At 65.7% G+C, this 13,935-nt stretch carries 15 protein-coding genes; 8 read left to right on the top strand and 7 right to left on the bottom strand.

Going from position 1 to position 13,935, the window contains the following annotated elements; genetic code table 11:
• Positions 1 to 10: 10 nt before the first annotated feature.
• Genes ACZ75I_RS11945 through ACZ75I_RS11935 form a run of 3 tightly spaced genes read right to left on the bottom strand, consistent with a single transcriptional unit; the run spans position 11 to position 2,704 of the window.
• A complete protein-coding gene (locus tag ACZ75I_RS11945) occupies positions 11 to 1,339 on the bottom strand; it encodes an XVIPCD domain-containing protein (RefSeq protein WP_180870697.1) in 1,329 nt (442 codons plus the stop codon).
• Positions 1,336 to 1,989: a hypothetical protein gene (locus ACZ75I_RS11940; protein ID WP_021202801.1), complete on the bottom strand. Its 654-nt coding sequence runs from the start codon at positions 1,987 to 1,989 to the stop codon at positions 1,336 to 1,338. Before ACZ75I_RS11940 ends, ACZ75I_RS11945 begins: the two co-directional genes overlap by 4 nt.
• A 43-nt stretch (positions 1,990 to 2,032) precedes the next feature.
• Positions 2,033 to 2,704, bottom strand: a complete 672-nt coding sequence (locus ACZ75I_RS11935; protein ID WP_180870700.1) for a hypothetical protein — start codon at positions 2,702 to 2,704, stop codon at positions 2,033 to 2,035.
• A gap of 255 nt (positions 2,705 to 2,959) precedes the next feature.
• On the opposite strand from ACZ75I_RS11935, the gene ACZ75I_RS11930 reads away from it, so the two are divergent.
• Entirely contained in the window at positions 2,960 to 3,460 is a 501-nt protein-coding gene (locus ACZ75I_RS11930) for a GNAT family N-acetyltransferase (RefSeq protein ID WP_429000371.1), read from the top strand.
• A 31-nt stretch (positions 3,461 to 3,491) separates the two neighbouring features.
• Here the strand turns inward: ACZ75I_RS11930 and ACZ75I_RS11925 are convergent, their stop codons facing one another.
• Positions 3,492 to 3,929, bottom strand: coding sequence for an acetyltransferase (locus tag ACZ75I_RS11925; protein WP_346476729.1), 438 nt, complete (start codon positions 3,927 to 3,929; stop codon positions 3,492 to 3,494).
• A 68-nt stretch (positions 3,930 to 3,997) separates the two neighbouring features.
• Positions 3,998 to 4,765: an NAD(P)H-dependent oxidoreductase gene (locus tag ACZ75I_RS11920; protein ID WP_346476728.1), complete on the bottom strand. Its 768-nt coding sequence runs from the start codon at positions 4,763 to 4,765 to the stop codon at positions 3,998 to 4,000.
• A gap of 78 nt (positions 4,766 to 4,843) precedes the next feature.
• On the opposite strand from ACZ75I_RS11920, the gene ACZ75I_RS11915 reads away from it, so the two are divergent.
• The 5 genes from ACZ75I_RS11915 to ACZ75I_RS11895 all read left to right on the top strand — a co-directional run bounded on the left by ACZ75I_RS11915 (position 4,844) and on the right by ACZ75I_RS11895 (position 8,704).
• Entirely contained in the window at positions 4,844 to 5,203 is a 360-nt protein-coding gene (locus ACZ75I_RS11915; protein ID WP_061479054.1) for a winged helix-turn-helix transcriptional regulator, read from the top strand.
• Between the two features lie 75 nt (positions 5,204 to 5,278).
• The gene (tadA, locus tag ACZ75I_RS11910; protein WP_005417177.1) at positions 5,279 to 5,803 is read left to right on the top strand and encodes a tRNA adenosine(34) deaminase TadA; all 525 of its coding nucleotides are present in this window, start codon (positions 5,279 to 5,281) and stop codon (positions 5,801 to 5,803) included.
• Between the two features lie 74 nt (positions 5,804 to 5,877).
• Positions 5,878 to 6,450 carry an oligoribonuclease gene (gene orn, locus ACZ75I_RS11905; protein WP_242892420.1) on the top strand — a complete coding sequence of 191 codons (573 nt, stop codon included), beginning with the start codon at positions 5,878 to 5,880 and terminating at the stop codon, positions 6,448 to 6,450.
• Between the two features lie 123 nt (positions 6,451 to 6,573).
• On the top strand, positions 6,574 to 7,449 hold the full coding sequence (locus tag ACZ75I_RS11900) for an EcsC family protein (protein WP_472957939.1): 876 nt from the start codon (positions 6,574 to 6,576) through the stop codon (positions 7,447 to 7,449).
• A 139-nt stretch (positions 7,450 to 7,588) separates the two neighbouring features.
• Positions 7,589 to 8,704, top strand: a complete 1,116-nt coding sequence (locus tag ACZ75I_RS11895; protein WP_180870713.1) for an alkene reductase — start codon at positions 7,589 to 7,591, stop codon at positions 8,702 to 8,704.
• A 134-nt stretch (positions 8,705 to 8,838) separates the two neighbouring features.
• Here ACZ75I_RS11895 and ACZ75I_RS11890 read toward each other — a convergent pair whose 3' ends face one another.
• Positions 8,839 to 9,732: a mechanosensitive ion channel family protein gene (locus tag ACZ75I_RS11890; protein WP_180871175.1), complete on the bottom strand. Its 894-nt coding sequence runs from the start codon at positions 9,730 to 9,732 to the stop codon at positions 8,839 to 8,841.
• A 145-nt stretch (positions 9,733 to 9,877) separates the two neighbouring features.
• Positions 9,878 to 12,256, bottom strand: a complete 2,379-nt coding sequence (gene ppsA / locus ACZ75I_RS11885) for a phosphoenolpyruvate synthase (protein WP_180871177.1) — start codon at positions 12,254 to 12,256, stop codon at positions 9,878 to 9,880.
• A gap of 144 nt (positions 12,257 to 12,400) precedes the next feature.
• Between ppsA and ppsR the strand changes: the two genes are divergently transcribed.
• Positions 12,401 to 13,222 carry a posphoenolpyruvate synthetase regulatory kinase/phosphorylase PpsR gene (gene ppsR / locus ACZ75I_RS11880; RefSeq protein ID WP_005417170.1) on the top strand — a complete coding sequence of 274 codons (822 nt, stop codon included), beginning with the start codon at positions 12,401 to 12,403 and terminating at the stop codon, positions 13,220 to 13,222.
• 176 nt (positions 13,223 to 13,398) lie between these two features.
• Positions 13,399 to 13,908 carry a DUF1249 domain-containing protein gene (locus ACZ75I_RS11875; RefSeq protein ID WP_180871179.1) on the top strand — a complete coding sequence of 170 codons (510 nt, stop codon included), beginning with the start codon at positions 13,399 to 13,401 and terminating at the stop codon, positions 13,906 to 13,908.
• Positions 13,909 to 13,935 lie beyond the last annotated feature (27 nt).

Here is a 13,935-nt window from a genome sequence, read left to right as displayed (position 1 = left end):
CCGCGCTGCATCAGGCCTGCAGGCTGCGGGTCTGGTTCCGCTGCTGTTCCAGCTGCTGGTCGCGCTCCAGCGCAACGCGCTGGTCGGCGGCCTGCTGGTCGATGCGCTGGCTGCTCTGTTCCAGCGGGGTGTTCATCGCCACTGCCGTATCCACCGACACGCGAAGGTGGGCCGGGTCACCGCCCTGGCCCTGCACGGCGAAGCTGCGCGAGGCATCGGCATTCATGACCACTTCGTCGATGCGCTTGCCGCCTGCAGCGTGCATCTCCGCCGCCAGGCTGCCCGCCAGCTGCGTACTCATCACGTCCGGCACGCGGCCAACGCGCACGTCCTGTGCGTGCACGCCGCGGATCGCGTCGTTGAACAGTGGGTTGCCCACATGGTTGGCATCGTCCATTCGCAGCATGCTGGTGTGATGGCCGTTCTTCTCCGCTTCGCGGCGTGCCGGCTCACCGGGCTGCAGCGGGCCGCGGATGTGGTCGTACAGGTCGACGGCGCCACCTGGAATGCCCCGCGCCGCGCGGGTGACACCACGGCGCAGTGATTCAACGTCGTCGCGGTACTCCTCGATCATCCTGGCGTTGTCTTTTGCCAGCTTCTGCGTTTCCGGGTGCTGCAGCACCGAGCCGTCACCGAGGAAGTTGCCCAGCTTGTGCGCGCCGAACGAGCTGCCTGCGGCGATGATCGGCCGGTCGGGGATAAGGGCGCGCAACGAGTGATTGCTGAAACCGTTCGCGGCGAGCGTGCTGATTTCATTCGGCCTGGCGTAGATCCGCACCTGGCCGAAGTGCGGCGACGCCGCGCTGACCGGATCGGAGGCCATGACATGGTTGATCATGGTGTTGCCGCCTTCCGGGATGCGGTAGCTGAGGCTGACCGCGCCATAGGCGTTGAAGGTTTCGCCCTTGACGTTGAAATGGTGCGAGGTGATCTGGGCCAGAGCGCCACCGAGGGAGTGACCGGTGACGGTGACCTGGGGAGCAGGTACACCGTTCAAGCGAGACTGAAGCGCGACGCCTTCAAGCGTTCTCTGTGTCAGGGCAATCGCGTCAGGAGCCTGCACGTTCGTGCGTGCCACCACCATGCCGCCATCGGTCAGAATCGCATCGCGAGCTATCTGCTCGGTGCCGCGATGCGCAATGACGATCTCTTTGGTGTCTACTCGCTGATAGACGGTGCCTTGATAGCCGTTGAGGCGATTATTGACGTGCTCAAGTATCTTGTACTCATGGCCGTTTAACGTGACTTTCTCCTCTAGGCCGGGTTCACGTCGGCCGACGGCCCGATCCTTATAGGCGTCATCAGATAGCGCGGCGTAATCCTGGGAGGTGATGGTCACGGCGCCACCTCGCTTGCGGAGAGGGTGATCGTAAACAGCTTGTCCTGAAGGTCAGGGGCGTAATTGCTGCGATTGGGCTCGCCACTGGCGGGGAAATTGGGAACGCGATCTGCCTTCGGATAGACCAGATCCGGATAGTAGAGCGTATGTGCGCCACCTTCGGTCAGCGGCTTGGCGTCGACGAAGGTGAGGAAGCGGGTTTCTTCTTCAGCACCCGTTGCCTTGAGCATTGCCCCGGCGCCGGTGAACTCCCACCTGCACACGCCGCGGCCGTAGTAGTCTTCATCCAGCATGCGGTCCACATACAGCGTGCCCCGGTACTCGCCATCAGCGACCTTGCGCAGTTCCACCGGCTCCTGGCTGGTAATCCGTGCAGCCGTGCCGGTGGCCGGCTCGATATAGCCGCACTGGTCTTCATTGGTGACGTCGTACTGGGCCACGCCCTTGACCAGCGCGAAATCGCCGGGGGCGTCCTTCAGGCGCAGCACCAGTTCATAGGCCTTGCGCGGGCTGGGGTTGAGCTTGGCGAGGCCGCGCCCACCCTGGGCGACATCGGCTTCAGCAGCGGCACGTTCCTGGTTCATGGCGGTCTCCGGATGGCAGGCGGTCAACAGAAGCAGAGCAAGGCACGGAATCATCTTGTGGCGCAATGTCGGCCTCCTAGTGTGTAAGGCTGAATGTGGCACTGGCGGCTCATGGCACCAGCTTCTGCACAGTGGTGGTGGATGAGAACAACGCGTTGCGTAGTTCCTCTTTGTAGGCCGACGGATCTTCTTTACCGCTGGCAGGGAAGTTGGCAGCAAGCTCGGCGCGGGGATAGGCAGTCTTCGGGTAGTAGAGAGTCAGCGGCGATCCTGCGTCCATGCGCTCTTTATTGACGTAGGTCAGGAATCGCGTATCGGCTTCGCCGTTCGTCGCACGCAACATCGCGCCAACACCGGTCAGCGTCCAGTGGCACGTACCGCGATCGTAATAATCCTGATCCTGCATGCGGTCGAGGTAGAACATACCGCGGTATTCGTTCTCGCCCGTCCTGCGCAGTTCCACCGGTTCCTGGCTGGTGATGCGGCTGGCCGTGCCGGTGGACCAGATGACCCGCCCGCAGTCTTCGTAGTTGCTGACGTCATACTGGGCCACGCCCTCCACGATCGCGAACGGGCCCGGCGCGTCCTTTACTGTCAGCACCAGTTCGTAGGCCTGCTTCGGTGCCGGGTTGAGTTTGGCCAGGCCGCGTCCACCCGCGGCGACGTCACGCTCGGCGTCGGCGTAGGGCGAACATGCCGCCAGCGGGACGAGGGCGAGCAATGCCAGCAGCGGCCGCCCCCTGGGTTCGGGGCGAGCTACACCCATGGCGCGAGCCTGCATCGTGCGTCCATGTCCATCTATCCTTCCTGGGTGGCAGGTTTCTCGATTATGGAACGTGCCGGGAGCGCTGTGCCACCCTTGGAGACGGATTTTTGACGCGCCGGGGAGGCATTGCCCGGGCGGATCGCTTGCCGCACAAGGCTCGCGATCGTCACGGTGGCATTGCTGCCGGGGGCATCTCTGCGGCTGAATCCGTGACTGAAATCAATCATTCACATGTCCATCACTTTATAGAAGGCGCTTTCCTTGGACTGCATGATCCGCCCTGAAAACCGCGAAGACCGTGCTGTCATCCACGCACTCACCGAGGCAGCCTTCCGCGAAGCCCCGCACAGCAGCCATACCGAGCAGTTCATTGTGGATGCACTGCGTTCGCGTGGAGAGCTGAGTCTCTCGCTGGTCGCCGAGAAGGACGGGCAGGTCGTCGGGCATGTTGCCTTGTCGCCGGTGACGATCAGCGATGGCAGCACCGGCTGGTTTGGCCTGGGGCCAATTTCGGTGCTGCCCGGATGGCAGGGGCAGGGTGTCGGCGCGGCGCTGATGCATGCGGCGCTTGATGCACTGCGTGAGCAGGGGGCGCAGGGCTGCGTATTGCTGGGAGAACCCGCGTACTACGGTCGATTCGGATTCCGCGCCGAGCCCGGCCTGGTGCTGCCGGGTGTGCCGCCAGAGTACTTCCAGGCGCTGTGCCTGAGGCCGCCGATGGCGCAGGGAGAGGTCCAGTACTCACCGGCATTCGAAGCGACGGTCGGATGATCGGGGGCGGGCCTCGAACATCCGTCGAATGTCAGCCGTTGTACCGGAGATGGATCAGCGGATACGGGCGGCCCTGCGAATCCAGCGGTGAACGTCCGGTTTCGACGAAGCCCATGCGCAGGTAGAAGCCGACGGCCTGTGCGTTCTGTTCGTTGACGTCAGTGCTCAGCTGCGGATGCTGGGCAAGTGCATGTTGCAGCAGTTGCCGGCCGATCCCGGTGCCACGTACCTCGGGATCGATGAACAGCGCTTCCATGTGCGTGCCGTCGATCAGCATGAAGCCCAGCGGCCGATCCTGTGCATCGACAGCAACGGTCATCGGCGCCTGCGGCAGGAAACCGGCCACTTCGGCATCGATGGCCTGGCGGTCTTCGGCACTGAGGAAGTCGTGGGTGGCGTCGACGGCGCGACGCCAGAGGTCGACAAGGGCGGCGCCGTCGTCGGCGCGAGAGGGGCGCAGGGTGGTCATGGGTTCACCAAGGTGCTTCGGAAGAGTGCGAAGTATGAGGCTTTCCGGTAGCGCATGCAGGCGAAGATTCATCCCGCGTCGCGGTGGCGGATGAAGGGGCTGTGCGCGATCGCGTCCGCGCGCAGCACCACCCCATCCTCGAAGTCATCGCTGTCGTTGAAGGGCACGATTGGCCACTGCCGCCAGTGCGTCAGTCGCTCGCGGTAGGAGAGGGTGGCTGCAACCAGTGCTTCGTCGTGGGCCTGCACGCGTTCCGCTGCAAGCCCGGAACGCACGCCATGCACCACGCATGGCTCCATCACCTCGAAGCCGACGTAGCGCAGGCTGTACATCAACGGCCACAGCAGCAATCGGGTGTCGCCTTCGCGGCCGTCCACCGCGCATGCCCGTGCCGATGAACCGGTGGTGACGCTCAGCAATGCACGCTTGCCCTGCATCACGCCATGTTCGTGGCGCTGACGGCTGTTGTACATCGGCCCATATACCAGCACGCGGTCCAGCCAGCCCTTGAGGATGGCTGGCGCCGCGAACCACCACAGCGGGAACTGCAGGATCACCAGGTCTGCGACCCGCAGCAGGTGCAGGTGACGTCGCACATCGGCGGGTAACTGCTCCAGTTCGGCGCTGTGGCGTTGTTCGCGCTGGGCATCGAAGCGCTCGGGCTGCAGGCGCCTTGAATGATGATGGGCCGCTTCCAGTGGATCGAAGCCTTCCGCATACAGGTCGACCACGTCCACCTGCAGGGCGTCATGGCGCAGCTGTTCGGTGGCCTGCGCGGCCAGGTAGGCGTTGAACGAGCGGGGTTCGGGATGGGCAAGCAGGATCAGGGCGCGCATGGGGCGAGGTGTTGGTGGAGTGTGCGACCATCCTCGCGATGCCGGAGTGCCCCGGCAATTACGCACCTTGAGGTAACCATGGCCTGTCCGGGCGATGTCTATGCCGCCGATTGTTCGGCACGTGATGCGCTGGCGCTGATCTCCGGCAAGTGGGTGATGCTGCTGTTGCCGGCACTGGCGCAGGGGCCGCTGCGCAATGGCGCGCTGCTGCGGAAGATCGAAGGCATCTCGCAGAAGGTGTTGACCCAGACCCTGCGGCAGCTGGAGCGCAATGGCCTGGTCGAGCGGTGTGAGCTGGGCAAAAAGCCACTGCATGTGGAGTACCGGCTGACCGAAGTCGCGCGTGGCCTGGTTGACACGCTGTCCGCTCTGGACCGTTGGGCCGAGCACAACTTCCCGGCACTGGACGCCGCCCGCGAGCGCTTCGACGCACGCTAGCGGCGCCTGCACGGCCGCGGGCGTACAATGCGGCCCCGGCGGCCATCCTGGCCCTGCACACACGCGAGAACCGCCATGACCGATGCCTTGGGTGTACCGGTGCACGACGCCGATGAACACTGGATGCGCCATGCGCTGGCGCTGGCCGAGCGTGCGCAGCGCGAGTTCGACGAGATTCCGGTCGGTGCGGTACTGGTGGGCGCCGATGGCCAGCTGCTGGGTGAGGGCTGGAACCTCAACATCGCCTCGCACGATCCCAGCGCGCATGCCGAGATCGTGGCCATGCGCGCCGGCGGCACGCGGCTGGCCAATCATCGGCTGCTCGGAAGCACCCTGTACGTGACCCTCGAACCCTGCGCGATGTGCGCGATGGCCATCGTGCATGCACGCGTCGCCCGCTTGGTCTACGGCGCCAGCGACCCCAAGACCGGTGCCTGCGGCAGCGTGTTCGACCTGCTGGGCGATGCCCGCCACAACCACCGGGTGGAGATCCACGGTGGAGTGCTGGCCAAGGAGGCCAGCATGCGCCTGACCAATTATTTCCGCGCCAAGCGCGGCAAACCGCCGCTGCTGCTGGAAGACCACGCCGGCGAGGGCTGAGGGGCGAAAGGGTATGATGGGCGCCCCTTTCCTTCACCGGTGGGCCGCGCGCCTGCCCAGCAACGAGGCGACACATGGCGGACAACGGCGCGGCCAACGAGCGGCTGATCTGGATCGACCTGGAAATGACCGGGTTGGATACCGACAACGATTCGATCATCGAGATCGCCACCGTGGTCACTGATGCCCAGCTGAACGTGCTGGCCGAAGGGCCGGAATTCGCCATCCACCATCCGCTGGAAACGCTGGAAGCGATGGATGAGTGGAACCGCAACCAGCACCGTCGTTCGGGCCTGTGGCAGCGCGTGGTGGACAGCACCATCACCCTGGGCCAGGCCGAAGCGCAGACGGTGAACTTCCTGGCGCAGTGGATCCCGGCCGGCCTTTCGCCGATGTGCGGCAACTCGATCTGCCAGGACCGCCGCTTCCTGCACCGCCAGATGCCGCGCCTGGAGAAGTACTTCCACTACCGCAACCTGGACGTGTCCACGGTGAAGGAGCTGGCCAAGCGCTGGGCGCCGAGCGTGGCCGCCGGCGTCGGCAAGAACAGCAACCATACCGCGCTGAGCGATGTACACGATTCAATCGCCGAGCTGCGTCACTACCGCCAGTTCATGGGCGCGCTGTCGGGGTTGCCGGCTGCCTGAACGACGCCGCCGGGTGACACGCCCACGGGTAGTGCCGGCCGCTGGCCAGCAAGGCGCCGGATCCGCCCCTTCTGGCGTGACCCGCGACGAACCGTTCAACTTCCGGGCGCTAAGATCGGCGCCATGAACGAGCCCATCCTGCTCCCCCGCGACATCGCCCATGACGCCCGCGACTGGTCCGACCTGCAGCGGGCCGTCGCTCTGCTCGAAGCGCCGACCCTGACCGCGCGCATGGCCAACCTGGTCGGTACGCCGCTGGAGTTCGCGGTGAAGGCGCTGCCCAGCTCGGTCTCCAACCGCATCCACGGTGCGGTGCAGGCGGCGCTGTCCAAGTCGGCGCAGGCAGCCCTGTGGAGCATGGACAACTCGCCCGGCAAGGGAGCGTCGACCCGCTGGCACAAATTGGCGGCAGCCACCTCCGGTGCGGTCGGCGGCGCCTTCGGCTTTGCCGCCTTGCTCATCGAGTTGCCGGTGTCGACCACGATCATGATGCGTGCGGTGGCCGACGTCGCCCGCAGCGAGGGGTTTGACCTGTCCGAGTTCAGCACCCGCCAGGCGTGCCTGGAGGTGTTCGCGCTGGGCGGCAACTCGCCGCGTGATGACGCCAGCGAGACGGGCTATTACCTGGCCCGCGGCTTCACCACCGATGTGGTGCGCCACCTGTCGGCCGAGCTGGCCGGGCGGGTGGTGACCGGCCGCGACCTGACTCTGGGCGTGGCGCCGAAGGAAGCCGGCAAGCTGCTGGCGAAGATGGTGGAGAAGGTGGCGGCGCGCTTTGGCGTGGTCGTTACCGAGAAGTTCGCCGCGCAGGCGGTGCCGATCGTTGGTGCCGCCGCGGGTGCAACGCTGAACACCATGTTCACCGACTACTACCAGGACATGGCGCGTGGTCACTTCATCGTGCGCCGGCTGGAGTTGAAGTACGGGGAAGATGTGGTGCGCACCTGCTATGACCGCGTGGCACACGGTGCTGTAAAGATCGAGCCAAGGGTGGAGTAGATCCACGCCATGCGTGGATGAGCCCTCGTACCGGGTGATCCTTGCCGTGGGGGAACAACTGTTTTGCCAGTGCGTGCCTGTTGCCTGGCGGGGGCCATGCCCATTCTTGGCGGCACTCCTCCCGCAAGAGATCGCCGCCATGTTGTTCACTCCTCATCATCTGGGCGCACTGACGCTGCCCAACCGCATCGTGATGCCGCCGATGACCCGCTCGCGCTCGTCGGCCGGCAACGTGCCCACTGCCGAAATGGCCACGTATTACGCGCAGCGTGCCAGCGCCGGCCTGATCGTCAGCGAAGGCACCCAGATCAGCCCTCAGGGCCAGGGCTATGCCTGGACCCCGGGCATCCATAGCCCGGACCAGGTGAAGGGCTGGCGCCGGGTGACCGATGCCGTGCACGCTGCCGGCGGTCGCATCTACGCCCAGCTGTGGCATGTCGGCCGGGTCTCGCACGTGGCGCTGCAGCCGGGCGGCGCCGCGCCGGTGTCGTCGTCGGCGTTGTTGGCGGAAGGCGTGAAGGTGTTCGTCGACCCGACCGGGGCAGGTCCCGAAACCGGGGTGGGCGAAATGATCCAGCATTCGATGCCGCGCGCGCTGCGCGAAGACGAGATTCCGGGCATCGTCGCCGACTACGCCGAGGCGGCACGCAACGCGCTGGACGCAGGCTTCGATGGCGTGGAGTTGCACGGTGCCAATGGCTACCTGATCAACCAGTTCATCGACTCGCAGGCCAACCAGCGCACCGACGGCTATGGCGGCGCGTTGCAGAACCGCCTGCGGTTCCTGCGCGAGGTGGTGCAGGCGGTGGTTGCGGTGGTCGGTGGTGACCGCGTCGGCGTGCGCCTGGCGCCACTGACCACCTTGCAGGGCGCGGTCGACGATACGCCGCAGGCGACCTATCTGGCCGCCGCGCATCTGCTGGGCGAGCTCGGCGTCGGTTACCTGCACATCGCCGAGGCAGACTGGGACGACGCACCGCTGATGCCGGTGGCGTTCAAGCAGGCGCTGCGCATGGTCTACCGGGGTACGCTGATCTATGCCGGCAAGTACACCGCCGAGCGTGCCGAGCAGGCACTGGCCGAAGGCTGGGCCGACCTGATCGGCTTCGGTCGCCCGTTCATCGCCAACCCGGATCTGCCTGAGCGCCTGCGCCTGGGGGCGGAACTGAATCCGCCGGATCGTGCGACATTCTTTGGCGGTGGGGCGGTTGGCTTCACCGATTACCCGGCGCTGGAAGAGAGCGTCGCGGCCTGATCCTGAAGGCTGCCGGCCAGCGGCCGGCACTACCGGGATGCGCGGGGCAGGGTAGTGCCGGCCGCTGGCCGGCATTTCAATGTCGTATCGCCGATGGGTGGGTGCCGACCGTTGGTCGGCACTACCGGCATGGATCAGGGCTTGTCGCGCACCAGCGCGTCCGCCTCGACCACACCGCCATCCTTTCCATGCAGGTACAGGTGCATGTCCTGCTGCGGGTACGGGATGTTGATGCCGGCCTTGTCGAAGCCCAGCTTGAGCTGCTCCAGCAGCGTGACCTTGGTGCCGAACCAGTCGGCCGACTTCACGTAGCAGCGGATGCCGAGGTTGATCGCGTGCGCACCCAACTCGTACACCACCACGTCCGGTGCCGGCGTCTGCAGCACGCGCGGGTCCGCCTTCATCAGCGCCAGCGCGGTGTCGCGTGCCAGCTGGATGCTGTCCTCGTAGCCGATGCCGATCACCAGTTCGACGCGGCGGGTCGGCTCGGCGGTCAGGTTGATGATCGGTGCGGCGGTGATCAGTGTGTTCGGAATGGTGGTGTGCTGGTTGTCGGCACCGGTGATGACGGTCTGGAAAATGCGCACTTCGCGCACCGTGCCTGTCTGTCCGGCAACGGTGACCACGTCGCCGACGCGGAACGGCCGCAGTGTCACCAGCATCACGCCCGAGGCGATGTTGGACAGCGAATCCTTCAGGGCAAGGCCAACGGCCAGGCCGGCGGTGCCGAGCACGGCCAGCAGCGGCGTGATCTGCACGCCCAACGTGCCGATGGCCAGCACCACCACGATCACCAGCGACGCGGCGTACACCACGTTGCGCAGGAAACTGCCCAGCATCGGGTCCACGCCCATGCGCGCTGTGGCGCGCGGCATCGCGTTGGACAGGCGACGCGCCACCCACAGGCCCACCAGCAGCACCACGATGGCGGCCAGTAACGGCACACCGTAGGTTTCCAGCAGGCGCTCCCAGTTGAGCGAGTGGAACCAGGGCGTTGCGGCGGGGGCGGGAGGTGCGGCGGCGATCATGCGGAAGTCCTTTGCTGCGTAGCGATGTCTGCGTGGGGCAGGGCGTGCGTGGACGCCAGAAACAGCAAGCCCCGCAGAGGCGGGGCTTGCGTGCAGCAGCAGTATGGGCGGACGTCGATGAAAGCAACGTCAGCCCATCACGGCATCAGCCGTTGGCCTTCAGCTTGGCCAGGCGCAGCCAGGTATCAACCACGGTATCCGGGTTCAGCGACACCGACTCGATGCCTTCCTGCATCAGCCATTCGGCCAGATCCGGGTGATCGGACGGGCCCTGGCCGCAGATGCCGACGTACTTGCCCTTGGCACGTGCCGACTTGATCGCCATCGACAGCAGCTTCTTCACCGCCGGGTTACGTTCGTCGAACAGGTGCGCGACGATCGACGAGTCGCGGTCCAGGCCCAGGCTGAGCTGGGTCAGGTCGTTGGAGCCGATCGAGAAGCCGTCGAAGATCTCCAGGAATTCATCGGCGAGCAGTGCGTTGGACGGCACTTCGCACATCATGATGATCTTCAGGCCGTTCTCGCCCTGCTTCAGGCCGTTCTGTTCCAGCACCTCGATGACCTTGCGGCCTTCTTCCAGGGTGCGCACGAACGGAATCATGACCCACAGGTTGTCCAGGCCCATTTCGTTGCGCACGCGCAGCACGGCCTTGCACTCCAGCGCGAAGGCGGCCGAGAAGCTCGGGTCGACATAACGGCTGGCGCCGCGGAAGCCGATCATCGGGTTCTCTTCGTGCGGCTCGTAGTTGCTGCCGCCGATCAGGTTGGCGTACTCGTTGGACTTGAAGTCCGACAGGCGCACGATCACCGGGCTCGGTGCAACCGAGGCGGTGAGGGTGGCGATGCCTTCGGCCAGGCGGTCGACGTAGAAGCTGACCGGATCACCATAGCCGGCGATCTTCTCGTCGATCTTCTTTTTGGTCGCGGCGTCCTGGCGGTCGTATTCCAGCAGCGCATTCGGATGGATGCCGATGTGGCTGGCGATGATCATTTCCAGGCGGGCCAGGCCGATGCCGGCGTTCGGCAGCTGGCCGAAGTCGAAGGCACGTTCCGGGTTGGCCACGTTCATCATGATCTTCAGCGGCGCCGGCGGCATGTTGCCCAGATCGGTGGTGGTGCGTTCAAAGCCGAGCTTGCCTTCGTAGATGAAGCCGGTATCGCCTTCGGCGCAGCTGACGGTGACCAGCTGGCCATCTTCGATGACCTGGGTCGCGTTGCCCGAACCGACCACGGCCGGCACGCCCAGCTCGCGCGCGATGATCGCGGCGTGGCAGGTGCGGCCACCGCGGTTGGTGACGATGGCCGAGGCGCGCTTCATCACCGGTTCCCAATCCGGATCGGTCATGTCGGCGATCAGCACGTCGCCCGGCTGCACGCGGTTCATGTCGTCCAGCGTCTTCACCACGCGGGCCACGCCCGAACCGATCTTGGCGCCGACGGCACGGCCCTCGGCCAGCACCTTGCCGCCCTTCTCGGTCAGCGCGAAGCGCTCGATCTGGGTGGCGTGGCTGCGCGACTTCACCGTTTCCGGGCGCGCCTGCACGATGAACAGCTTGCCGCTGACACCGTCCTTGGCCCACTCGATGTCCATCGGGCGGCCGTAGTGCTTTTCGATGACCAGCGCCTGCTTGGCCAGTTCCTGCACGTCCTCGTCGCTGATCGAGAAGGTGCTGCGCAGTTCGGCCGGCGTGTCTTCGATACGGACGCGCTCACCGGGGACATCCGAATACACCATGCGGATCGCCTTGCTGCCGAGCGAGCGGCGCAGGATCGCCGGCTTGCCGGCCTGCAGGGTGGGCTTGTAGACGTAGTATTCGTCCGGATTGACCGCGCCCTGCACGACCATCTCGCCCAGGCCGAACGAGGAGGTCACGAACACCACGTCGCGGAAGCCGGACTCGGTGTCCAGGGTGAACAGCACGCCGGAGGAGCCGACGCCCGAACGCACCATCAGCTGCACGCCGGCGGACAGGAACACGTCCTCATGCTTGAAGCCGTGGTGCACGCGGTAGGCGATGGCGCGGTCGTTGTACAGCGAGGCGAACACTTCCTTGACCTTGTGCACGACGTCGTCGGCACCGGTCACGTTGAGGAAGGTTTCCTGCTGGCCGGCGAAGGAGGCATCCGGCAGATCCTCGGCGGTGGCCGACGAACGCACGGCCACGGCCACGTCACCGCCGCCATTCTCGGCGCTCAGCTTGGAGTAGGCGGTGCGGATGTCCTGGTCCAGCTGCGGCTGCAGCGGGGCGTCGATTACCCAGCCGCGGATTTCCTTGCCGGCGGCGGTCAGCGCGTTGACGTCCTCGACGTCCAGCGTGGCCAGCCTGTCGAAGATGCGCTTGGACAGATCGTTGTGCGCGATGAAGTCCTTGAAGGCTTCAGCGGTGGTGGCATAACCGCCCGGCACCGAAACGCCCAGACCGGCCAGGTTGCCGATCATCTCGCCCAGGGACGAATTCTTGCCGCCTACGCGGGCCAGATCGGCCAGACGCAGTTCGTGCAACCACAGGATGTTCTCGTTCAAGCGCGATGCTCCGTTTGGCCATCGCCCGAGGCGGGCTGAGTGGCCGCGTCCGTAGGAAGAAGCCGATATGATGCCGGGCAGAGCACCGTCGGCACAAGCTTGTGCTGGCGGCCTTTTTAGGCTTCGTAGGGGGTAAAAGCGCGCATGTCGACCATCCGTCCGGTGTTCTACGTTTCCGATGGAACCGGTATCACCGCTGAAACCATTGGGCATAGCCTGCTGACCCAGTTCTCCGGGTTCAGCTTCATTACCGATCGGATGTCGTTTGTCGACGACCCTGAAAAAGCGCGTGAAGCCTGCGCCCGGATCCAGGCGGCGGGGGAGCGGTACCAGGTCCGGCCGATCGTGGTGAACTCCTGCGTGGACCAGAGCCTGAGCCTGATCCTGGCCGACAGCGGTGCCCTGATGCTGGATGTGTTCGCGCCGTTCATCGAGCCGCTGGAGCGCGAACTGGCCAGCCCGCGCCTGGCCCGGGTCGGCCAGGCCCACGGCATGGTCGATTTCGACACCTACCACCGGCGCATCAACGCGATGAACTTCGCCCTGACCCACGATGACGGTATCGCGGTGAACTACGACGATGCCGACGTGATCCTGGTAGCGGTGTCGCGCGCTGGCAAGACGCCCACCTGCATCTACCTGGCCCTGCATTACGGGGTGCGCGCGGCCAACTACCCGTTGACCGACGAGGACCTGGAAAGTGATCGCCTGCCGCCGCGCCTGCGCAACTACCGGCGCAAGCTGTTCGGGTTGACCATCGATCCGGACCGCCTGCAGCAGATCCGCCAGGAGCGCCGCCCGAACTCGCGCTACGCCAACCTGGACACCTGCAAGCGCGAGGTGGCCGCGGCCGAGACCATGTTCCGCATGGAGCGGATCCCGACCCTGAGCACCACCCACACCTCGATCGAGGAGATTTCCAGCAAGGTGCTGGCCACATTGGGGCTGCAGCGCGAGCTGTATTGATCCTTTCCGGCGCACCTGGCTGCGCCCGTGGAGCCGAGCCCACGCTCGGCTGGGCCACCGGATTCTGGCCGAAGCGCAGCCGAGCGTGGGCTCGGCCCTGCAGGGGATCGTCGTCGTCGGGTTGGCTGTGGCTCGAGGCGCCCCCACGTTGAAGCACCAACGTGTAGGATCGACCCATGGCCCGAGCCTTGCCCCGTACCGAACGCATTCCCCGCCTGAGCCGGCTGAGCTGGCTCATGGGCCTGTACGCGGAAAACTACCGCCATCTGGTGCGCCTGTTCGAACCGGCGGGACTGGCGGCGGGCAGCTACATTTCCTCGATCGGCGACGGCCTGGATGTCCGCCTGGACGTGATCGAGTGCCACCGCTATACGGTGGAACTGCGGCTCACCTACGACATCGCCGACCCGGTCACCGGCGAGCCGGATCCTTCGGCCTATGTTCGCCTGTACCGTGACGCGCGCCAGGCCGAGACCACCCATTGCTACGTCGGCCGCCGCTGGCAGGACACCATGGGCCTGTACCCGCCACCGGCGGAATTGATCAGCCACCGGATGCGGATGAATACCTTCCTCGGCAAGTGGCTGGAATACCTGGCCGAGCGCGGCCACGGCGTCGCCACGCTGCGCCGTGACCCCGATGGCGTCGGTGCGCCTGCCGAGCGCCGCCTGTCGCTGGTGCGCTGATCGGCCATAATCCAGGGCTGACCTGCC

This window comes from Stenotrophomonas sp. X (assembly GCF_055721025.1).
This window is presented reverse-complemented; position numbering and strand designations above follow the sequence as displayed.

Coding starts and splice junctions, on each gene's coding strand:
- ACZ75I_RS11900 (WP_472957939.1), top strand. CDS start 6,574: ATGAACGAGCCCATCCTGCTCCCCCGCGACATCGCCCATGACGCCCGC.
- tadA (WP_005417177.1), top strand. CDS start 5,279: ATGACCGATGCCTTGGGTGTACCGGTGCACGACGCCGATGAACACTGG.
- ACZ75I_RS11930 (WP_429000371.1), top strand. CDS start 2,960: ATGATCCGCCCTGAAAACCGCGAAGACCGTGCTGTCATCCACGCACTC.
- ACZ75I_RS11915 (WP_061479054.1), top strand. CDS start 4,844: ATGGCCTGTCCGGGCGATGTCTATGCCGCCGATTGTTCGGCACGTGAT.
- ACZ75I_RS11875 (WP_180871179.1), top strand. CDS start 13,399: ATGGCCCGAGCCTTGCCCCGTACCGAACGCATTCCCCGCCTGAGCCGG.
- ppsR (WP_005417170.1), top strand. CDS start 12,401: ATGTCGACCATCCGTCCGGTGTTCTACGTTTCCGATGGAACCGGTATC.
- ACZ75I_RS11935 (WP_180870700.1), bottom strand. CDS start 2,704: ATGCAGGCTCGCGCCATGGGTGTAGCTCGCCCCGAACCCAGGGGGCGG.
- ACZ75I_RS11925 (WP_346476729.1), bottom strand. CDS start 3,929: ATGACCACCCTGCGCCCCTCTCGCGCCGACGACGGCGCCGCCCTTGTC.
- orn (WP_242892420.1), top strand. CDS start 5,878: ATGGCGGACAACGGCGCGGCCAACGAGCGGCTGATCTGGATCGACCTG.
- ACZ75I_RS11890 (WP_180871175.1), bottom strand. CDS start 9,732: ATGATCGCCGCCGCACCTCCCGCCCCCGCCGCAACGCCCTGGTTCCAC.
- ACZ75I_RS11895 (WP_180870713.1), top strand. CDS start 7,589: ATGTTGTTCACTCCTCATCATCTGGGCGCACTGACGCTGCCCAACCGC.
- ACZ75I_RS11920 (WP_346476728.1), bottom strand. CDS start 4,765: ATGCGCGCCCTGATCCTGCTTGCCCATCCCGAACCCCGCTCGTTCAAC.